The sequence below is a fragment of the Haloferax sp. KTX1 genome, assembly GCF_902410085.1.
In the GTDB taxonomy this organism is placed as follows: Archaea; Halobacteriota; Halobacteria; order Halobacteriales; family Haloferacaceae; genus Haloferax; species Haloferax massiliensis.
This window is the reverse complement of the sequence record NZ_CABPRH010000023.1, coordinates 1-14,926: the sequence shown is the minus strand read 5'-3', so window position 1 is coordinate 14,926 and position 14,926 is coordinate 1. Positions and strand designations below refer to the sequence as shown.

Sequence of the window (14,926 nt, the reverse complement as noted above, 5' to 3'; positions counted from 1 at the left end):
CGGCACGACCTCGTCACGGTCGTCGCCCGGCGCGACTGCACCGAGGCCGACGCGCTGGCGACGACGCTCGCGGCCCTGCCGCTCGCGGACGCGCTCTCGCTCGCCGAGGACTGGTCGGGGCTCGAAGCGTTCGTCGTCCACGACGGCGTGTTCCACGCGACGGCGGGGTTCTCAGACCATGTCGCGTAGGGAACGGACGAACCGCCTCGTCGCGCTCGCGGCGGTGTTCGTCCTCGTCGCGTCGACGGCGGCGGTCTGGGCCGTCGCCGACGCCCGCGCCGACCTCGAATCGCCGACCGTCGCGGACGACCCGGCCGCCGCAGTCGCTGATCGACAGGCCCCCGCAGTCGCAGACCGACAGGCCCCCGCGGACTACGACGGCGACGGCCTCGCCGACGACGCCGACGCGTGCCCGACGCGCGCCGAGACGCAGAACGGTTTTCGGGACGGTGACGGCTGTCCCGACGCGGTCGCGACGACGAGGGCCTCCTGATGGCGCTCGTCTGGTATCTCGACCGGGCGCTGGCGCTCGTCTCGTATCCGGCGCTGTATCTCGCCGTCCTGACCGGAATCCTGTACAACGCGGAGGCGTTCGGCCCGCTCCGGGACGCCGCGAGGCGAATCCACGTCGAGGCGTCCGTGTTCGCGATGATGCTCGTGCTCGCCCACGGCGTCGTCGGCCTCGCGGACGTGTGGACCGTTCTCGACGGTGCCGCGCCGGTCCCCGACTACGGCCTGCCGTACCTGCTCGCGGGGTCGGCCGTCGGCGTCGGCGCGCTCGTCGTGCTCGTCGTCGCGGTCCTCGGGTTTCTCGACCCGCGGCGGTTCGCCCGCCCGTGGTCGCCCCGCGTCGTCCACGCGTTCGCCTACGCCGGGTTCGGCTTCGCGACGGTCCACGCCGCCGCGGTCGGGACCGACCTCGCGGGGTTCGCCGTCCCCGGACTGGTCGCGCTGGTCGGCTTCCTCGCGTACGTGCTGGCGCTCAGAGCCCTCAGCCACGCGGCGGCGCGAGTGACCGCCCGAGAGGCCTGAGCCCGAGGGTACCTGAGATGGGGGCGGGCGGTTCCGAACCGCGACTCGGCCTCAGTAAGCGTCCCACAGCCCGAGCAGTCGGTCGACCACGCCGTCGGTGAAGCTCCGCCGGTGAACCACGTACAGGTAGCGGACGCGGTCGGGGTCTCGAACCGCGTAGTAGACGCGTTGGCCGTCGCGCCGGCGGCTGACGAGGTCCGCGTCGTCCAGTTTCGACAGGTGCCACGATATCGTCGAGGGCGACCGTTCGAGGCGGTCGCTCAGTTCTGACGTGGTGAGCGGGCCGTCGGCGAGGAGGTGCGCGATGATGCGCCGGGAGTACTGCCGGCGAAGGGCGTTCATCCGGCGCTGGTCCTCGTCGTCGAACTCGTCGGCGGGGTAGTAGCGGGTGAACTTCCCGTCGTCGGACACCTCGACGAGGCCGGCGTCGGCGAGCTCCCGAAGGTGATACTGGAGCGTTCCCTGCGCGAAATCGAGTCGGTCCAACAGCCCGCGGAAGTGGACGCCCGGTTGGTCGGAAACCGCGGCGTAGATGTCTCGCCGGGAGTCGAGTTCGAACTCGTCCATTCGTCAGTCCCGCGAGAGCGCGGCGAAGAAGCCGGCAAGTCCGACGAGAATGAGCGCCGCTGACCCGTGTTCGAGGAGTTCGACGGTCGCCGCGGTCGCCACCCCCCAGTCGATGAGATGGTATTCGAGAAACACGGCGAGCCCGTACAGCGAGAACATCGCGTAGGACGCCGAGACGATGGCCATCCGCGTGTCGCGCTCTCGCCGCCACGCGAGTAGACTGAGCACCGCGAGCGTGGTTCCGAGGAGGAAGATTCCGAGACTCGTCGCCTGCTCGATCTGTTGTGCGAGGGTGGCCATGATAGGGTGTCCCGCGGGCGACCGCCCGACGGTGTCGGGTCGACGGACCGTTCGGACAAAGCCGTTTTCGTACACCACTCGAATCGTCGGCCCGCGGAGGGCGAACCCCCCGAACCGGGGCTGACGTACCGTTAGCAATCTCCTCTCTCGATTCCGCCGGCGACTGTCGGCTTCAAAACAACGTGTGACCGTGGCTTCTCCACCCAAGTCACGCTGAGTCGCCTATCCTGACGAGACTCCTCGATGACCCTCGTCGATGACGCCGCACTCACCGGCGACTCCTCGCCGACAAAAGTTAATAATAACACAACAGAAAATAACAGCACTTATTATTCAACGACTCATTTCTAATAACATGCGAACGAAGACCCGACGCAGGTTCCTCGCGACAGTCGCCGGAAGCGCCGCCGTCGGCCTCGCGGGTTGTCTCGGCGGTGATGACTCGTCCGATTCGACCGACTCGACCGGCTCGACCGACTCGTCTTCCGATTCGGAGACGACGGCGACGGCGTCGTTTTTCGTCTTCGGCGACGTGGCGCGACACGTCGCTGGCGACGCCGCGTCCGTCGACACGCTCGTCCCCATCGGTCAACACGGCCACGGCTGGGAGCCCGGTCCGGACGTACAGGGTCGGGTGCTCGAATCCGACTTGTTCGTCCACGGAATCCCCGGCTTCCAGCCGTGGGCCGACGACATCCGCACCTCGCTCGACGCCGACGGCTCGGACGTCGCCGAGGTCGACGCCGCCGCCGACGTGGAACTCCACGAAATCGGCGCGGACGGCCACGTCCACGACGACGAGTCCCACGACGAGACGGCGCATCACGACGAGGAAACGCACGCGGACGAGGCGGAACACGCGGACGAGATGCACCACGAGGAGACCGAGCACCACGACGACGAGCACACAGAGGAGTCGGAGCCCCACGACCACGGCGAACTCGACCCGCACTTCTGGCTGGACCCCACGCGGGTCGTCACCGCGACCGAGACGCTCCGCGACGCATTCCAGTCGGTGGATTCCGCGAACGCCGACGCTTACGCCGCGAACGCCGAGTCCTACCGCGAGACGCTCTCGGCGCTCGACGCGGCGTTCGAAGACGGCCTCGCGGACCGCGACCGCGACGTGGTTCTCGTCGCCGGCCACGACGCCTACGGCTATCTCGCCGACCGCTACGACCTCGACATCGTCGCGCTCACCGGCATCTCGCCCGACGAGGAGCCGTCGCCGAGAGGCATCGAGCGGGCGCAGGCGACCATCGAGGAACACGACATCCGACACGTCCTCGCCGACCCGCTTGAGTCCGACCGCGCCGCACAACAGCTCGTCTCCGAGACGGACGCCGAGGACGTGCTCCCGCTCACGCCGCTTCCCGGCGTCATGGCCGAGTGGGAGGAGCGCAACTGGGGCTACGTGGACATCATGCGCGAAGTGAACCTCCCGTCGCTCCGGACTGCGCTCGGCGCGCAATGACGGCCGTCTCGCTGTCCGACGTGGCCTTCTCGTACGGCGACGTGCCCGTCATCGACGGGATTTCGCTCGACGTACCCGAAGGGGAATTCCTCGGACTCGTCGGCCCGAACGGGTCGGGAAAGAGCACGCTCCTGACGCTGATGCTCGGCCTCCGGCGACCGACCCGCGGCGAGGTGCGACTGTTCGACCGGCCCGCCCACGAGTTCGCCGACGGCGAGCGCGTCGCCTACGTCGCACAGGACGCGACGAAGACCGCCCGCGACATGCCCGTCACCGTCCGCGAGGTCGTTCGGATGGGTCGCTACCCGCGGAACCTGTTCGGCCGCTTTTCGGCCGCCGACCGCGAGGCGGTCGCCGCGGCGCTCGACCGCGTCGGTATCGCGGACCTCGCCGCCCGCCGGGTCGGGGCGCTCTCCGGCGGCCAGCGCCAGCGCGTGTTCGTCGCCCGCGCGCTCGCCGCTGAGGCCGACCTGCTCGCGCTCGACGAGCCGACGGTCGCCCTCGACGCCGAGTCCCGCGAGGCGTTCTACGACCTGCTCGGCGACCTGAACGAACAGGGGATGACGGTCGTCCTCGTCGAACACGATATCGGCGTCGTCACGGCCCGCGCGTCCCGAATCGCCTGTCTCAACAAGCGGCTGTACTTCCACGGCTCTCCCGACGACTTCGCCGACAGCGACGCGCTCGCCGCGGCCTACGGCGCGAACCAGCGCGTGCTGGACCACGACCACCAGCGCGGCCGCCACCACGGCAACTCTCACGACCACCAGCACGGCCACTCCCGCGGTGACGCCCGCGACGAACCGGAGGACGAGTCGTGACCGGCCCCGTCGCGCTCGCGGCGACCGACTCCGTTGCGCTCGCTTCCCTCGCGGCCGACTCCCTCGCGCCGCTCCTCGTTATCGACGCGGTCACGGGGCTGTTCGACTGGTTCCTGACGGCCGTCGTCGGCGGCGCGTTCTCGTGGCTCGCCGGCGTCACCGGCCTCGACTTCCTCGGCTACCCATACATGCAACGGGCGTACCTCTCGGTGCTCTGCATCGGCGTCGTCGGCCCGCTCATCGGGTCGTTCCTCGTCTACCGCGACCTCTCGATGGTCGGCGACACGCTCGCCCACACCGCCTTCGCCGGGGTCGCGCTCGCGCTCTTTCTCGACGCGACGCTCGGCCTCGCGGTCCCGCCGCTTTTGGGCGCGCTCGTCGTCGCCGTCGTCGCCGCGCTCGTCGTGCAGGCGCTCATCGAGTACACCGACGCCCGGAGCGACGCCGCGCTGGCGATGGTTCTGACCGGTGGGTTCGCCCTCGGGAGCGTGCTTATCTCGCTGACCGGCGGCGGCATCTCGGTCGGCATCAACCAGTACCTGTTCGGCTCGCTGGCGACCGTCTCGCGGGCCGACGTGGGTCTCCTCGTCTCGATGGGGCTGGTCGTCGTCGGCTCCGTCGCGATCGCCTACCGGCCGCTCGTGTACGTCACGTTCGACGAGACGGCCGCCCGCGCGTCGCGGCTCCACGTCCGCGCCGTCAACACGCTCCTGTCGGTCCTCACCGCCTTCGTCGTCGTCAGCGCGATGCGAATCATGGGCGTCATCCTCGTCGCGGCGCTGCTCGTCGTCCCGGTCGTCACCGCCTCCCGACTCGGCCGGAGTTTCAAGCAATCGCTCCTCTACGGCGTCCTCGCGGGCGAACTCGCCGGTATCGTCGGCGTCACCGTGGCGTATCTCTACGGGCTCGCCGCCGGCGGGTCCATCGTCCTCGTCGAGCTCGCGGGCTTCGTCGCCGTCGCCGCCGGCCGCCGACTGGTCTGACTCCCGCGTTTCGACCCGCTCTCTCCCCCTCGCATCGGCTACGGCCATCTCACGGCGGTCGGCGACAGGAGCCGGACAGGAGGGTTTCCACCGGGCCGACCACCGCTGGGTCCGTCGGTAGCCGCGGTGTGGTATTCATCCTGTATTAGCCGAATCGAATCCGCGAATTTCGGGCGTTTCGACCCGAGTAGCGGCAATGTGGGATTATCTACATTGATACCTTCTGCGAATGCTTATCACTTTACTCCCACACGTTTTCGTATGGCAATCGAGCGAAATGAACGGGAGTCTGCGGCCGGAGACGGGAACGTCTCCCGACGGCACGACGCGTATTCAGGCGGTGCCGCAGCGGCGGCGACCGACGAGGTCCTCGACGACGTGGACGACGTCGACGACGCGACCGACGAAATCGGCACGGCGGTCGCCGAACTCTCCGACGCCTCCGAGAGCGTCGCCGTCAGCGCACAGGAGATAAGCGACCTCGCGGGCGACCAGTCGACCAACATGCGGGAGGTCGCCGGCGAGGTGTCGAACCTGAGCGCCAGCGTCGAGCAAATCGCCTCCAGCGCCGACCAGACGAAGGCGATGAGCGACCAGGCGCGCGACCTCGCCGCCGAGGGCCGAAGCTCCGCCGACAACGCCGCGGACGCGATGGAGACCGTCGACGACGTGACCACCGACGTGTACGACGAAATCACCGACCTCCGGGCGAAGGTCGACCAGATAGACAGCGTCGTCGAGGTCATAAACGACATCGCCGACCAGACGAACCTGCTCGCGCTCAACGCCTCCATCGAGGCCGCGCGGGCCGGCGAGGCGGGCGCGGGCTTCGCCGTCGTCGCCGACGAGGTCAAGAGCCTCGCCGAGCAGTCCCGCGACAGCGTCTCCGAGATCGAGGCGGTCGTCGGCGACATCCAGGAGACGACCGAGACGACCGTCGGCAACATCGAGGAGGCCAACGAGGAGGTCAACGACGGCATCTCGGAGGTCGACGCGGCCGTCTCCGCGCTCCGGAACATCGACGCCGCGGTCGGCGAGGCCGCCGCCGGCGCGGAGGAGGTCGCTCGCGCGACCGACCAGCAGGCCGCGAGCACCGAGGAGGTGGCGAGCCTCGTCGACGAGACCGCGCGGGGCGCGGAGGAGGTCGCCGGCGAGATAGACCAGGTCGCCGCGGCCACAGAAGAGCAGACGGCGAAGATTTCGGAGGTCGCGCTTCTCCTCGACCACATCGACGACGAGGTCGACGACCTCGAAGACGAACTCGACGCGGCGGAAGACGGGCTCTCCGCCCGGGGCGCGTAGATGTCGCTCACCGACGCGCCCGACGGCGCGTCCGCGGAGCCGACGCAGGTGCTCGAATTCGAACTCGGCGAGGAGCGCTACTGCGTCGACCTCGACGCAGTCACCGAAATCATCGACCGCACGTCCGCGCGCTCGTTGCCGGACACGCCCCCACACGTCGTCGGTGCGATGGACTACCGGGGCGCGACGACATTGCTCGTCGACACGGCCTCGCTCCTCGGCGTGGGCTCGAACCCCGACGCCCCCCGCGTCGTCGTCTTCGACGCCGCCGACGAGGAGGCGACCGTGTTCGGCTGGCTGGTCGACGAGGTCGACCGCGTGACGGAAATCGACCCCGAGACCGTCGACGACGCGCCGTTCGGCGACGAACTCACCCGCAGCGTCGTCAGGAGCGACGACGGCCTCGTCGTCTGGGTCGAACCGCCGGCGGGCGAGTAGGCCGGCCGCATCGTCGTCGACCGACCGCACAGCAGTCGACCGACTGCACAGCAGTCGCCCGACCGCACCGTACTTTCTTGGGCGCTCCCGCGAACCACTCGGACGATGGGAACACGTCGGGACGCCGTCGATAGCTTCGATTCCTTCCGGCAGTTCGTCGGGCTCGAACGCGACGTGCTCGTCCTCTCGGTTGCGATGTTCGCGTTCAGCCTCTCGTTCCAGATGACCGGGCGGTACGTCCCGGAGTACCTCCGGGTGCTCGGGGCCGGCGCGACCGTCGTCGGTCTCTACGGGAGCCTCGGAAACCTCATCGGAGCCTTGTACCCGTACCCGGGCGGCGCGCTGTCGGACCGCCTCGGGTCGCGCCTCTCGCTCACGCTGTTCGGGACCGTCTCGTCGGCCGGCTTTCTGTTCTGGTTCGTCGCCCCGCAGGTGCCCGAGGTGACGCTCGCGGGCGTCTCGCTCGAACCGTGGCTCTGGATTTTCGTCGGCCTCTTTCTCACGCAGGCGTGGAAGTCGTTCGGCCTCGGCGCGACGTTCGCCATCGTCAAGCAGAGCGTCCCGCCCGAGCGGCTGGCGATGGGCTTCGCCAGCACCGAGATTTTCCGCCGCGTCGGCTTCCTCCTCGGGCCGCTCATCGCGGCCGCGCTGTTGGCGGCGACGGCGACGTTCGTCGAGGGCTTCCGATACGTCCTCGTCGTCGCCGCGGCGTTCGGCATCGTCGCCACCGTGGCCCAGCACGTCCTGTACGACGCGCACGAGGATTCGCTGGGCAAGTCGTTCGAGGGGCTCGCACAGCTCCGCGACGACCTCCGGTCGCTCCCCGAGACGCTCCGCCCGCTCCTCGTCGCGGACACGCTCGTCCGGTTCGCCAACGGGATGGTGTACGTCTTCTTCGTCATCGTCGTCACGGAGTTCTTGCAGGTCGGATTTACCGGGTTCGGCGTCTCGCTCCGCCCGGACGCCTTCTTCGGCGTCCTCCTCGGCGTCGAGATGGTGGTCGCGCTCCTGACGAAACTTCCCGTCTCGAAGCTCGCCGAGCGGACCGGACTCAAGCCCGTCGTCGGCCTCGGGTTCGCGGTGTACGCCGTCTTCCCGGTTCTGCTCATCTTCGCGCCGGCCGACCAGTGGGTCGTCGTCGCCCTCTTCGCCTTCTCGGGGCTCCGGTTCGCCGGTCTCCCCGCGCACAAGGCGCTCATCGTCGGCCCGGCGGAGCGAAACGCCGGCGGGCGGGTGACGGGCGCGTACTACCTCCTGCGGAACACCGTCGTCATCCCGAGCGCGGCGCTCGGCGGCTGGCTCTACGCGAGCGACCCGACGCTGGCGTTCTCGGTCGCGTCGCTCGTCGGAATCGTCGGCGTGGCCTACTTCGCCCTGCGCGGGAAGGAGTTCGAGGCGTACGCCGGCGGGGCCTGACGCCCGGTTCGGGCATCGGTTCGGCGTCGGTTCGGTCGTCGCTTCGGCGGTCCGTCCGGGTGTTCGTTCGGCGGCCCGCTGGGTAATCGCCCCCGAGGTCGGCTCGGACGAGTCGGCTACCCGTCCCGCGACTGCTCGTCGCCCGCGGCGTCTCGACCCACGACGCCTCGTTGAGTGAACTGAATCTCCCAATCCCCGGAGTGGGGTGGGATTCGACGCGATTTTGCGGCACATTACGAGTCGAACCCCCCGAGACGAGGGGGGTCGTCGGCCCGCTTTGACCACGCAAAGATTCAACTTGAATAACATACATCTTTGTTCATGGACATAGGAATACTCGGCGCTGGCCGACTCGGTGGGACGTTGGCCCAACTCCTCGTGGAGGCGGACCACGAGGTGGCGATAGCCAACGACAGCGGGGTCGAGTCGATGGCAGACCTCTCGGAGACGCTCGGCCCGCAACTGCGCGCGGTGGAACCGAAGCGAGCGATTCGGTTCGGCGACGTGGTCTTCCTCGCGATTCCGTTCCGAGAGCGCGACTCGCTGCCCGACGCGGACCAGTTCGCGGAAAAAATCGTCGTCGACGCGATGAACCCCTACACGGAGAACTTCCACGTCATCGACCTCGGCGACGACACCTCCTCGGAGCTCGTCGCGGCCCAACTCCCGGACGCGAAACTGGTCAAGTCGTTCAACACCATCCACTGGGAGACGCTACGCGACCTCGGACACCCGGACCTCCCCGAATCGGAGCGTCTCGCGGTGTTCCTCGCCGGCGACGACTCGGACGCCAAGGCGCGCGTCGCCGGCCTCGTCCGCGATATCGGCTTCGGCCCCGTCGACGTCGGCGGTCTCGTTCCGGGCGGCGAACTACTGGAACCGGGGTCGGCCCTCTACAAACGCGAAATCACGGTCGAGGAGGCGCGGGAGACCGTCCGAACGCTTCGTGCTCGACAGGGCTGACCGTCGCCTCCGCGAAACTATCACGATTTTTGGTTGTGTACTGTGGGAACCAGATTACTCTCGCGGATGTACCACTCCCGTACCCGTTCGATTTCGTGACGTTCACGGATTACAACTGTTCACAAATAGCATGGATTTAAGGGGCACCGTCGCACACAGACGCCTGTTAAGGCACCCATGATGGTACAGACGAACGACTGGAAGGATTCGCGCGTGACGTACGACGATGCGACCGGGTCGTACCGCGTCGACCGCGATTCTTCCGAACTCCTAAGCACGAATATTGTACTGAGTATTGCGGCAATCGAGGGCGTCCGACCGACGCAGCTCCCACCGCTCGCACAGACCATCGACCCCGACGCGCTCGAAGCGGTGTTCGGCTGTTCAAACGACGCGCTCCTCTCGTTTTCGTACGCGGGCTACCGCGTGACGCTCGACGCCCTCGGTTCTATCGAAGTGGTCCCCATCGGCGACATCCGGCCCCTTCAGTGAGGCGACGCGCCGCGTAACCGCCGACCACTTACCGCTCACTCACCCCGGCGAGCGGCAACGCAGTCCCGCGGTTCGATGCGCCGGCCCTGCGGTTCCTCCGCGCCCGCAGTAGGTGTCGCCTGACCGCCCGTTCGTGACAGTAGGCGAAACATACCAAAACGTCCCGTCACCGTCTCACACGGTATGTTCGGAACGAGTGGAATCAGAGGTCCGGTTGGCCGAACCGTGACCGCCGAACTCGCCCTTCGAATCGGCCGCGCGGTCGGCTGTGACGCCTGTACCGTCGTCGTCGGACAGGACGCTCGACTCAGCGGCGACGTGCTCGCGGACGCCGTGAGCGCCGGCGTCCGCGAGTGCGGGGCGAACGTGGTCCGACTCGGCGTCGCCTCGACACCCACGGTCGCCCGCGCCGTCGGTTGGGCCGGCGCGGACGCCGGCATCGGCATCACCGCGTCTCACAACCCCGCCTCGGACAACGGCCTGAAGCTCTGGACCCCGAGCGGCCGCGCCTTCGACAAGGCCCAGACGCGCGACATCGTCCACCGGCTCAACCGCGACGAGGTGTCGCTCGCCGCGTGGGACGAACACGGCGAAGAGCGCGAGTGGCCCGACGCGGCGGACCGCCACGTGAGCCACCTCGTCTCGTCGTTCGACGACCTCGACGGCGTCTCCGTCGCGTTCGACCTCGGCAACGGGACGGGCCGCGTCTCGGTCGACGCGCTCTACGAACTCGGCGCGACGGTCAACACCATCGACGGCCAGCGGGACGGCCGGTTCCCCGCCCGAAAGAGCGAGCCGAACGCCGAGACGCTCACGGCGCTCCGCCGGACCGTCCCCGCGCTCGACGCGGACGTGGGGCTCGCCCACGACGGCGACGCCGACCGACTCGTCGCCGTCGACGAGACCGGCGCGTACGTCCCCGGCGACGCGCTCCTCGCGCTGTTCGCGCGGGACGCCGTCTCCCCGGGCGACGCCGTCGCCGTCCCCGTCGACACGAGCCTCCTCGTGCAGGACGTGGTCGAGGCCGCCGGCGGGCGCGTCACCTACACGCCGGTCGGCGACGTCCACGTCGCCGAGGCGGTCGCCGAGGCGGGCTACGTCTTCGGCGGCGAGCCCTCCGGCGCGTGGATTTGGCCCGACGAGACGCTCGCTCCCGACGGCCACTACGCGGCGCTCACGCTCGCCGACCTCGTTGCCCGCGGCGCGCCGCTGTCCCAACAGGTCGCCGACCTCGGCGGGGCGGGCTACGCCACCCGCCGCGCGAGCCTCTCGTTCGACGACAAACACCAGGCGATGGACCGCATCGCCCGCGACATCCACGCGACGTACGACGAGGTCGACACCATCGACGGCATCCGCGTCGACACCGACGACGGCTGGTTCCTCGTCCGCGCCAGCGGGACCGAACCGCTGGTCCGCATCACCGCGGAGGCCCGCGACGAGGACGACGCCGACCGCCTGTTCGAGGACGTTCGCTCGCTCGTCGAGGGGGCACGCGTCGTCGCCTGACTCACCGCCCGTTTGTCGTCTCCCTCGCGCTCGCAGCGCCGCCGCTTTCGGTCGGTTCGAAAACATCGAGACGCTCGGCGGCGCTTAGAAGGAGTCGTCGGGGACGCGGACACCGTCGACGTACACCGACACGGCGTCTGTCGACTGGAAGTTGGTGACGTCGCCCGCGAACTGGTAGCGCCGCGAGCCGTCGCTGACGGTCCCCTCGGCCGCGGGACCGGCCGTCCCGGTCGTGCTGAGCGCGCCGTTCGGCTGGAGTGGTGAGATGGACCCGCTGACCGTCACTTCGAACGAAGAGACGGAGCCGGTGCCGGCGACGACGAGTGTGTGCCCGTCGGCGTCGACCGACTCGTCGACCTGTTCCGTCGCCGAGCCGACCCCAGAGAACCCCGCGAGCGCACCGGCGGCCGATACCGACCCGCACAGCGCGAGGTACTTGCGTCTACCGACGTCGTCGTCAGTCGTCGTTTCTGGGTCCTGCCCGGTGGACCGTTCTCTTACCATGTCTCAGGGGTTGCGGATTATACCCATAAATGTTGCGATAATTACATTAGTTGGAATACATGAATGTCTATCGATGATATTATTGCCGCTGTTACTGTTCGCATCACCGACGCGTTCTCGCGGTCCGAGCAACGCACAAAAACGACCGAAAGCGTCGACTTATTCTCGAATTAATCCGATTCTTATTCTCGAATTAATCTCCGATTCTCGGTGCTGGAATGTACATATGAGGTATGACATTTTCCACGATAACCGAGTGTAATGAATTCTGATATGTCTCTCCGAGATGTGCGTCGAACCCGGACCGTCAGCGGCCCGCACGTCGGCTCACACCTCGAAATTTCGCCGGGTGAGACGGGCGAGGGCGGCGTCGAGCGTCACCCCGTCGCGTGGCGTGTCGTCGGTGGTCTCCGGTGGAACAAGCGACGGGGCGTCGACGACCACGGTCGCCACCGGTCCAGCACCGACGCGGTCGCTGGGTTGACGCAGCTGCGGAAGGAGGAGGGACCGAACGAGACCGCGGGGACCGATGCGGCCACCAGCGACGAGCAGTTCTCGTCTTCGGTTTCTTCCGGGGCGAGCGTCCCACTCTCGCCCGCGGGCGTTCGAACGGACGGTTCGTCTCTCTGCGGGGGCGACGGCGCGTTATCCGAGGAACCCGACGCGCCGGTCTTCCCAGTCTCGGCGCTCGACGATGGACTCACGTCCCTTCTCGGACATCTCGTAGAAGTTCGTCCGACGGTCGTGTTGTCCCTTGTTGACGTACCCCTGTTCGACGAGGGCGTCGAGGTTCGGGTAGAGGCGACCGTGGTTCACCTCCCCGACGTCTTTGCTGATCATCTCTTTGATCTCCTGCCCGGACGGGCGCTCCGCCCCGGCGATCACGTACAGCAGGTCGCGCTGGAAGCCAGTCAGTTCGAACATGTAGTCTCGACTCTAAGTATCGCCGTCATCGGGTATTGTTAGCCACCTCTATACTGGACAATTGGGTTCCTTACCGCCGCTGTCGCGAGTTTGCTCACGTTTCGGCCCGAGGGTTTTTCTCGAAACCGTTGAGATATGTAATCATCTCTGAGACCGAGATAACCCCCTCCCGCTGACGGTCTGTGCCCCGGTAACAATCGCGTGAAGATGAGCTTAATATCCGGTAGCGACCGACTCGGTGCCTCCCGGAAACGTCACGATAACAAAGGTCGGGTGTGGTGTAGTACGACCCAACCGGGTCGGGTCCCCCTTCACACCGCGTGCGGGACCACCCCCGCACACGACGATGACAACGCTATCAAAAGACGAGCTATTCCGAATCCTCAGCAACTCCCGGCGGAGGCAGATTCTCTACTTCCTCCATCGGGCGGGCGAGGCGATCTCGCTGAAGGAACTCGCGGCGATGGTCGCCGCACGGGAGAACGGAACGGCGGTCGAAGACGTGACCGACGAAGAGCGACAGCGCGTGTACATCTCGCTGTACCAGACGCATCTCCCGAAACTGGAGAGCGCCGGGTTGGTCGATTACGACGACGAAGAACGGTCCGTCGAACTCGTTTCGAACGTCGCCAAACGGGGGTTCTTCTGGATGCAACCCGGGGGCAGCGAGTCCTGGAGCCGGTACTACGCGCTCCTCGGCGCGCTCAGTTGGGCGCTCATCCTCGGCCTGTGGGCGGGCCTCCCCGGGTTCGCGCTCGTCTCGTGGAGCACCGTCGCGGTGTTCGTCTCCGCGGCGCTCCTCGTGTTGGTGCTCGCGCAGTACCTCTCCGAGCGACAGACGGGGACCTCGGCCGACGCCTTCGAAGCGCTCGTGGAATAACCGCGGAATAACTCGTCTCCTTACGACCGTCGTCGATGCCCGCTCCGAAGCACTCGCATATTCTCAGCCGATGCTACTGCCGACTCGCCGTATCCGCGAACCTAACTACCAGCTGAATTTGATATCGTTCTCGGAGCCGCCGTAAATGTGAGTGAAACTGGCGTCCTCCGCGGCCCTCTGGTAGGTGTTCCTTACTATCGAATCTATTGAAAGTCTGAGTTAGTATAGATTGTTACAGCCACTTTACTTGCAGATTTTGCAATCCTAACAGTCGGAGAAATCAGAGTGTGGGATTGTCAGACAAGTATATATCCTCGCTTAACCTATTAACTCGCTGACCCTCTGTATCTGGGGCGCGCTTGGTGGGGCGCATCCAAAGGTTGTGGTCTGTGCGAACGTCTCGTGGTCTCCCCTCTCGGTCGACCACGTCACACGGTAGCACCCGACTACACAGTGGGGGAGGAAGGAACAATGGTTACCGATTCGCTACAAGCCGACACCGACGTTGTTGACCAGACGACGAACGAACAGCTCGCGGAGACGACTGGTGGGTCTCACGCGATCGCAGAACAGCAGCAACAACCCGAAACCGAAGCGCTCTCGAAGGACGTCGTCTTCGAGATTCTGAAGAACCAACGCCGGCGCGACGCGCTCCGGTACCTCAAGGAGAACGACGGCGAAGCGAAGCTCGGCGACATGGCCGAGTTCATCGCCGCGAAGGAAAACGACATCGAGATCAAGGCGCTGTCGTCGAGTCAACGAAAGCGGGTGTACATCGGTCTGTACCAGTGTCACCTGCCGAAGATGGACTCGGCGGGCATCGTCGACTTCGAGAAGAACCGCGGTGACATCACGCTTCTCGACACCGCGAAGCAGCTCGACCAGTACCTCGACGGCGACATCGTCAGCACCGAGGACGACGCCGAACAGTCGGCGTCGCTCGCCGCGTCGCCGAAGCGGAACCTCGCCATCGCCGCCGGCGTGGCCGCGACCGTCTCCGCCGGACTGCTCGGCGTCCCCGGACTCGAACAGGTTCCGGCCGCCGGCTGGGCCGTGTTGAGCACCGCGACGCTCATGGCAATCACCGCGATGGAGTCGTACAAGGACCGCCTCGACCTCTGAGCCGGTCCGGGCCGACGCACTCGCGGGATACTAACGCTAACCACGAACGCACTCGCGGGATACTAACGCTAACCACGAACGCACTCGGATTTTATCTCACTCCGCTTTCGAGCGGCGGCGTTCGGTCGACCGCTTGCCGTCTCCCCTCTTCCCCACCCGCTTCGCTCCTTGTCCCCTTCTCTCCCCTCTCATCATTCCC

Annotated in this window: 17 protein-coding genes and 1 pseudogene; 14 read left to right on the top strand and 4 right to left on the bottom strand. The window is 67.1% G+C overall.

Features of this window, described 5'->3' with window-relative positions; all coding sequences use genetic code 11:
• The 3 genes and pseudogenes from FY251_RS20425 to FY251_RS20415 all read left to right on the top strand — a co-directional run.
• Positions 1 to 189, top strand: a pseudogene (locus FY251_RS20425) (FAD:protein FMN transferase); the annotation flags it as partial.
• Positions 179 to 493, top strand: a complete 315-nt coding sequence (locus FY251_RS20420) for a hypothetical protein (protein WP_148416811.1) — start codon at positions 179 to 181, stop codon at positions 491 to 493. The pseudogene FY251_RS20425 and the gene FY251_RS20420, both read left to right, overlap by 11 nt.
• Positions 493 to 1,032: a hypothetical protein gene (locus FY251_RS20415; protein WP_148416810.1), complete on the top strand. Its 540-nt coding sequence runs from the start codon at positions 493 to 495 to the stop codon at positions 1,030 to 1,032. The genes FY251_RS20420 and FY251_RS20415 overlap by 1 nt, the downstream gene beginning before the upstream one ends.
• Positions 1,033 to 1,083: 51 nt before the next feature.
• Here the strand turns inward: FY251_RS20415 and FY251_RS20410 are convergent, their stop codons facing one another.
• Positions 1,084 to 1,599 (bottom strand): metalloregulator ArsR/SmtB family transcription factor, encoded by a 516-nt coding sequence (locus FY251_RS20410; protein ID WP_148416809.1) that lies wholly within the window; start codon positions 1,597 to 1,599, stop codon positions 1,084 to 1,086.
• A gap of 3 nt (positions 1,600 to 1,602) precedes the next feature.
• Positions 1,603 to 1,899, bottom strand: coding sequence for a hypothetical protein (locus FY251_RS20405; RefSeq protein ID WP_255516769.1), 297 nt, complete (start codon positions 1,897 to 1,899; stop codon positions 1,603 to 1,605).
• A gap of 355 nt (positions 1,900 to 2,254) precedes the next feature.
• Between FY251_RS20405 and FY251_RS20400 the strand changes: the two genes are divergently transcribed.
• The 9 genes from FY251_RS20400 to glmM all read left to right on the top strand — a co-directional run bounded on the left by FY251_RS20400 (position 2,255) and on the right by glmM (position 11,297).
• Positions 2,255 to 3,373, top strand: coding sequence for a metal ABC transporter substrate-binding protein (locus FY251_RS20400; RefSeq protein WP_148416808.1), 1,119 nt, complete (start codon positions 2,255 to 2,257; stop codon positions 3,371 to 3,373).
• The gene (locus FY251_RS20395; RefSeq protein WP_148416807.1) at positions 3,370 to 4,194 is read left to right on the top strand and encodes a metal ABC transporter ATP-binding protein; all 825 of its coding nucleotides are present in this window, start codon (positions 3,370 to 3,372) and stop codon (positions 4,192 to 4,194) included. The genes FY251_RS20400 and FY251_RS20395 overlap by 4 nt, the downstream gene beginning before the upstream one ends.
• The gene (locus tag FY251_RS20390) at positions 4,191 to 5,177 is read left to right on the top strand and encodes a metal ABC transporter permease (RefSeq protein WP_148416806.1); all 987 of its coding nucleotides are present in this window, start codon (positions 4,191 to 4,193) and stop codon (positions 5,175 to 5,177) included. Before FY251_RS20395 ends, FY251_RS20390 begins: the two co-directional genes overlap by 4 nt.
• A 261-nt stretch (positions 5,178 to 5,438) precedes the next feature.
• Positions 5,439 to 6,479, top strand: coding sequence for a methyl-accepting chemotaxis protein (locus FY251_RS20385; protein WP_148416805.1), 1,041 nt, complete (start codon positions 5,439 to 5,441; stop codon positions 6,477 to 6,479).
• Complete coding sequence (locus tag FY251_RS20380) at positions 6,480 to 6,917, top strand: chemotaxis protein CheW (protein ID WP_148416804.1); 438 nt, start codon at positions 6,480 to 6,482, stop codon at positions 6,915 to 6,917. It abuts the gene before it with no gap.
• A 105-nt stretch (positions 6,918 to 7,022) separates the two neighbouring features.
• Positions 7,023 to 8,333 (top strand): MFS transporter, encoded by a 1,311-nt coding sequence (locus FY251_RS20375; protein ID WP_148416803.1) that lies wholly within the window; start codon positions 7,023 to 7,025, stop codon positions 8,331 to 8,333.
• 321 nt (positions 8,334 to 8,654) lie between these two features.
• Positions 8,655 to 9,296, top strand: a complete 642-nt coding sequence (locus tag FY251_RS20370) for an NADPH-dependent F420 reductase (protein WP_148416802.1) — start codon at positions 8,655 to 8,657, stop codon at positions 9,294 to 9,296.
• A gap of 177 nt (positions 9,297 to 9,473) precedes the next feature.
• Positions 9,474 to 9,788, top strand: coding sequence for a HalOD1 output domain-containing protein (locus FY251_RS20365; RefSeq protein ID WP_148416801.1), 315 nt, complete (start codon positions 9,474 to 9,476; stop codon positions 9,786 to 9,788).
• Positions 9,789 to 9,971: 183 nt separating this feature from the next.
• Entirely contained in the window at positions 9,972 to 11,297 is a 1,326-nt protein-coding gene (glmM, locus tag FY251_RS20360; RefSeq protein WP_148416800.1) for a phosphoglucosamine mutase, read from the top strand.
• 84 nt (positions 11,298 to 11,381) lie between these two features.
• Here glmM and FY251_RS20355 read toward each other — a convergent pair whose 3' ends face one another.
• Positions 11,382 to 11,801 (bottom strand): hypothetical protein, encoded by a 420-nt coding sequence (locus FY251_RS20355; RefSeq protein ID WP_148416799.1) that lies wholly within the window; start codon positions 11,799 to 11,801, stop codon positions 11,382 to 11,384.
• Between the two features lie 645 nt (positions 11,802 to 12,446).
• Positions 12,447 to 12,725 carry a PadR family transcriptional regulator gene (locus tag FY251_RS20345; protein WP_089781238.1) on the bottom strand — a complete coding sequence of 93 codons (279 nt, stop codon included), beginning with the start codon at positions 12,723 to 12,725 and terminating at the stop codon, positions 12,447 to 12,449.
• Between the two features lie 346 nt (positions 12,726 to 13,071).
• Between FY251_RS20345 and FY251_RS20340 the strand changes: the two genes are divergently transcribed.
• Complete coding sequence (locus FY251_RS20340) at positions 13,072 to 13,605, top strand: transcriptional regulator (RefSeq protein WP_148416797.1); 534 nt, start codon at positions 13,072 to 13,074, stop codon at positions 13,603 to 13,605.
• A gap of 471 nt (positions 13,606 to 14,076) precedes the next feature.
• A complete protein-coding gene (locus FY251_RS20335) occupies positions 14,077 to 14,727 on the top strand; it encodes a hypothetical protein (RefSeq protein ID WP_148416796.1) in 651 nt (216 codons plus the stop codon).
• Positions 14,728 to 14,926 lie beyond the last annotated feature (199 nt).

Excerpts from the sequence above, each read along its gene's own strand:
- FY251_RS20385 (WP_148416805.1), top strand. The coding sequence starts at position 5,439 with ATGGCAATCGAGCGAAATGAACGGGAGTCTGCGGCCGGAGACGGGAAC.
- FY251_RS20375 (WP_148416803.1), top strand. The coding sequence starts at position 7,023 with ATGGGAACACGTCGGGACGCCGTCGATAGCTTCGATTCCTTCCGGCAG.
- FY251_RS20420 (WP_148416811.1), top strand. The coding sequence starts at position 179 with ATGTCGCGTAGGGAACGGACGAACCGCCTCGTCGCGCTCGCGGCGGTG.
- FY251_RS20355 (WP_148416799.1), bottom strand. The coding sequence starts at position 11,801 with ATGGTAAGAGAACGGTCCACCGGGCAGGACCCAGAAACGACGACTGAC.
- FY251_RS20400 (WP_148416808.1), top strand. The coding sequence starts at position 2,255 with ATGCGAACGAAGACCCGACGCAGGTTCCTCGCGACAGTCGCCGGAAGC.
- FY251_RS20380 (WP_148416804.1), top strand. The coding sequence starts at position 6,480 with ATGTCGCTCACCGACGCGCCCGACGGCGCGTCCGCGGAGCCGACGCAG.
- FY251_RS20405 (WP_255516769.1), bottom strand. The coding sequence starts at position 1,899 with ATGGCCACCCTCGCACAACAGATCGAGCAGGCGACGAGTCTCGGAATC.
- FY251_RS20395 (WP_148416807.1), top strand. The coding sequence starts at position 3,370 with ATGACGGCCGTCTCGCTGTCCGACGTGGCCTTCTCGTACGGCGACGTG.
- FY251_RS20335 (WP_148416796.1), top strand. The coding sequence starts at position 14,077 with ATGGTTACCGATTCGCTACAAGCCGACACCGACGTTGTTGACCAGACG.
- FY251_RS20345 (WP_089781238.1), bottom strand. The coding sequence starts at position 12,725 with ATGTTCGAACTGACTGGCTTCCAGCGCGACCTGCTGTACGTGATCGCC.
- glmM (WP_148416800.1), top strand. The coding sequence starts at position 9,972 with ATGTTCGGAACGAGTGGAATCAGAGGTCCGGTTGGCCGAACCGTGACC.
- FY251_RS20365 (WP_148416801.1), top strand. The coding sequence starts at position 9,474 with ATGATGGTACAGACGAACGACTGGAAGGATTCGCGCGTGACGTACGAC.
- FY251_RS20410 (WP_148416809.1), bottom strand. The coding sequence starts at position 1,599 with ATGGACGAGTTCGAACTCGACTCCCGGCGAGACATCTACGCCGCGGTT.
- FY251_RS20415 (WP_148416810.1), top strand. The coding sequence starts at position 493 with ATGGCGCTCGTCTGGTATCTCGACCGGGCGCTGGCGCTCGTCTCGTAT.
- FY251_RS20370 (WP_148416802.1), top strand. The coding sequence starts at position 8,655 with ATGGACATAGGAATACTCGGCGCTGGCCGACTCGGTGGGACGTTGGCC.
- FY251_RS20340 (WP_148416797.1), top strand. The coding sequence starts at position 13,072 with ATGACAACGCTATCAAAAGACGAGCTATTCCGAATCCTCAGCAACTCC.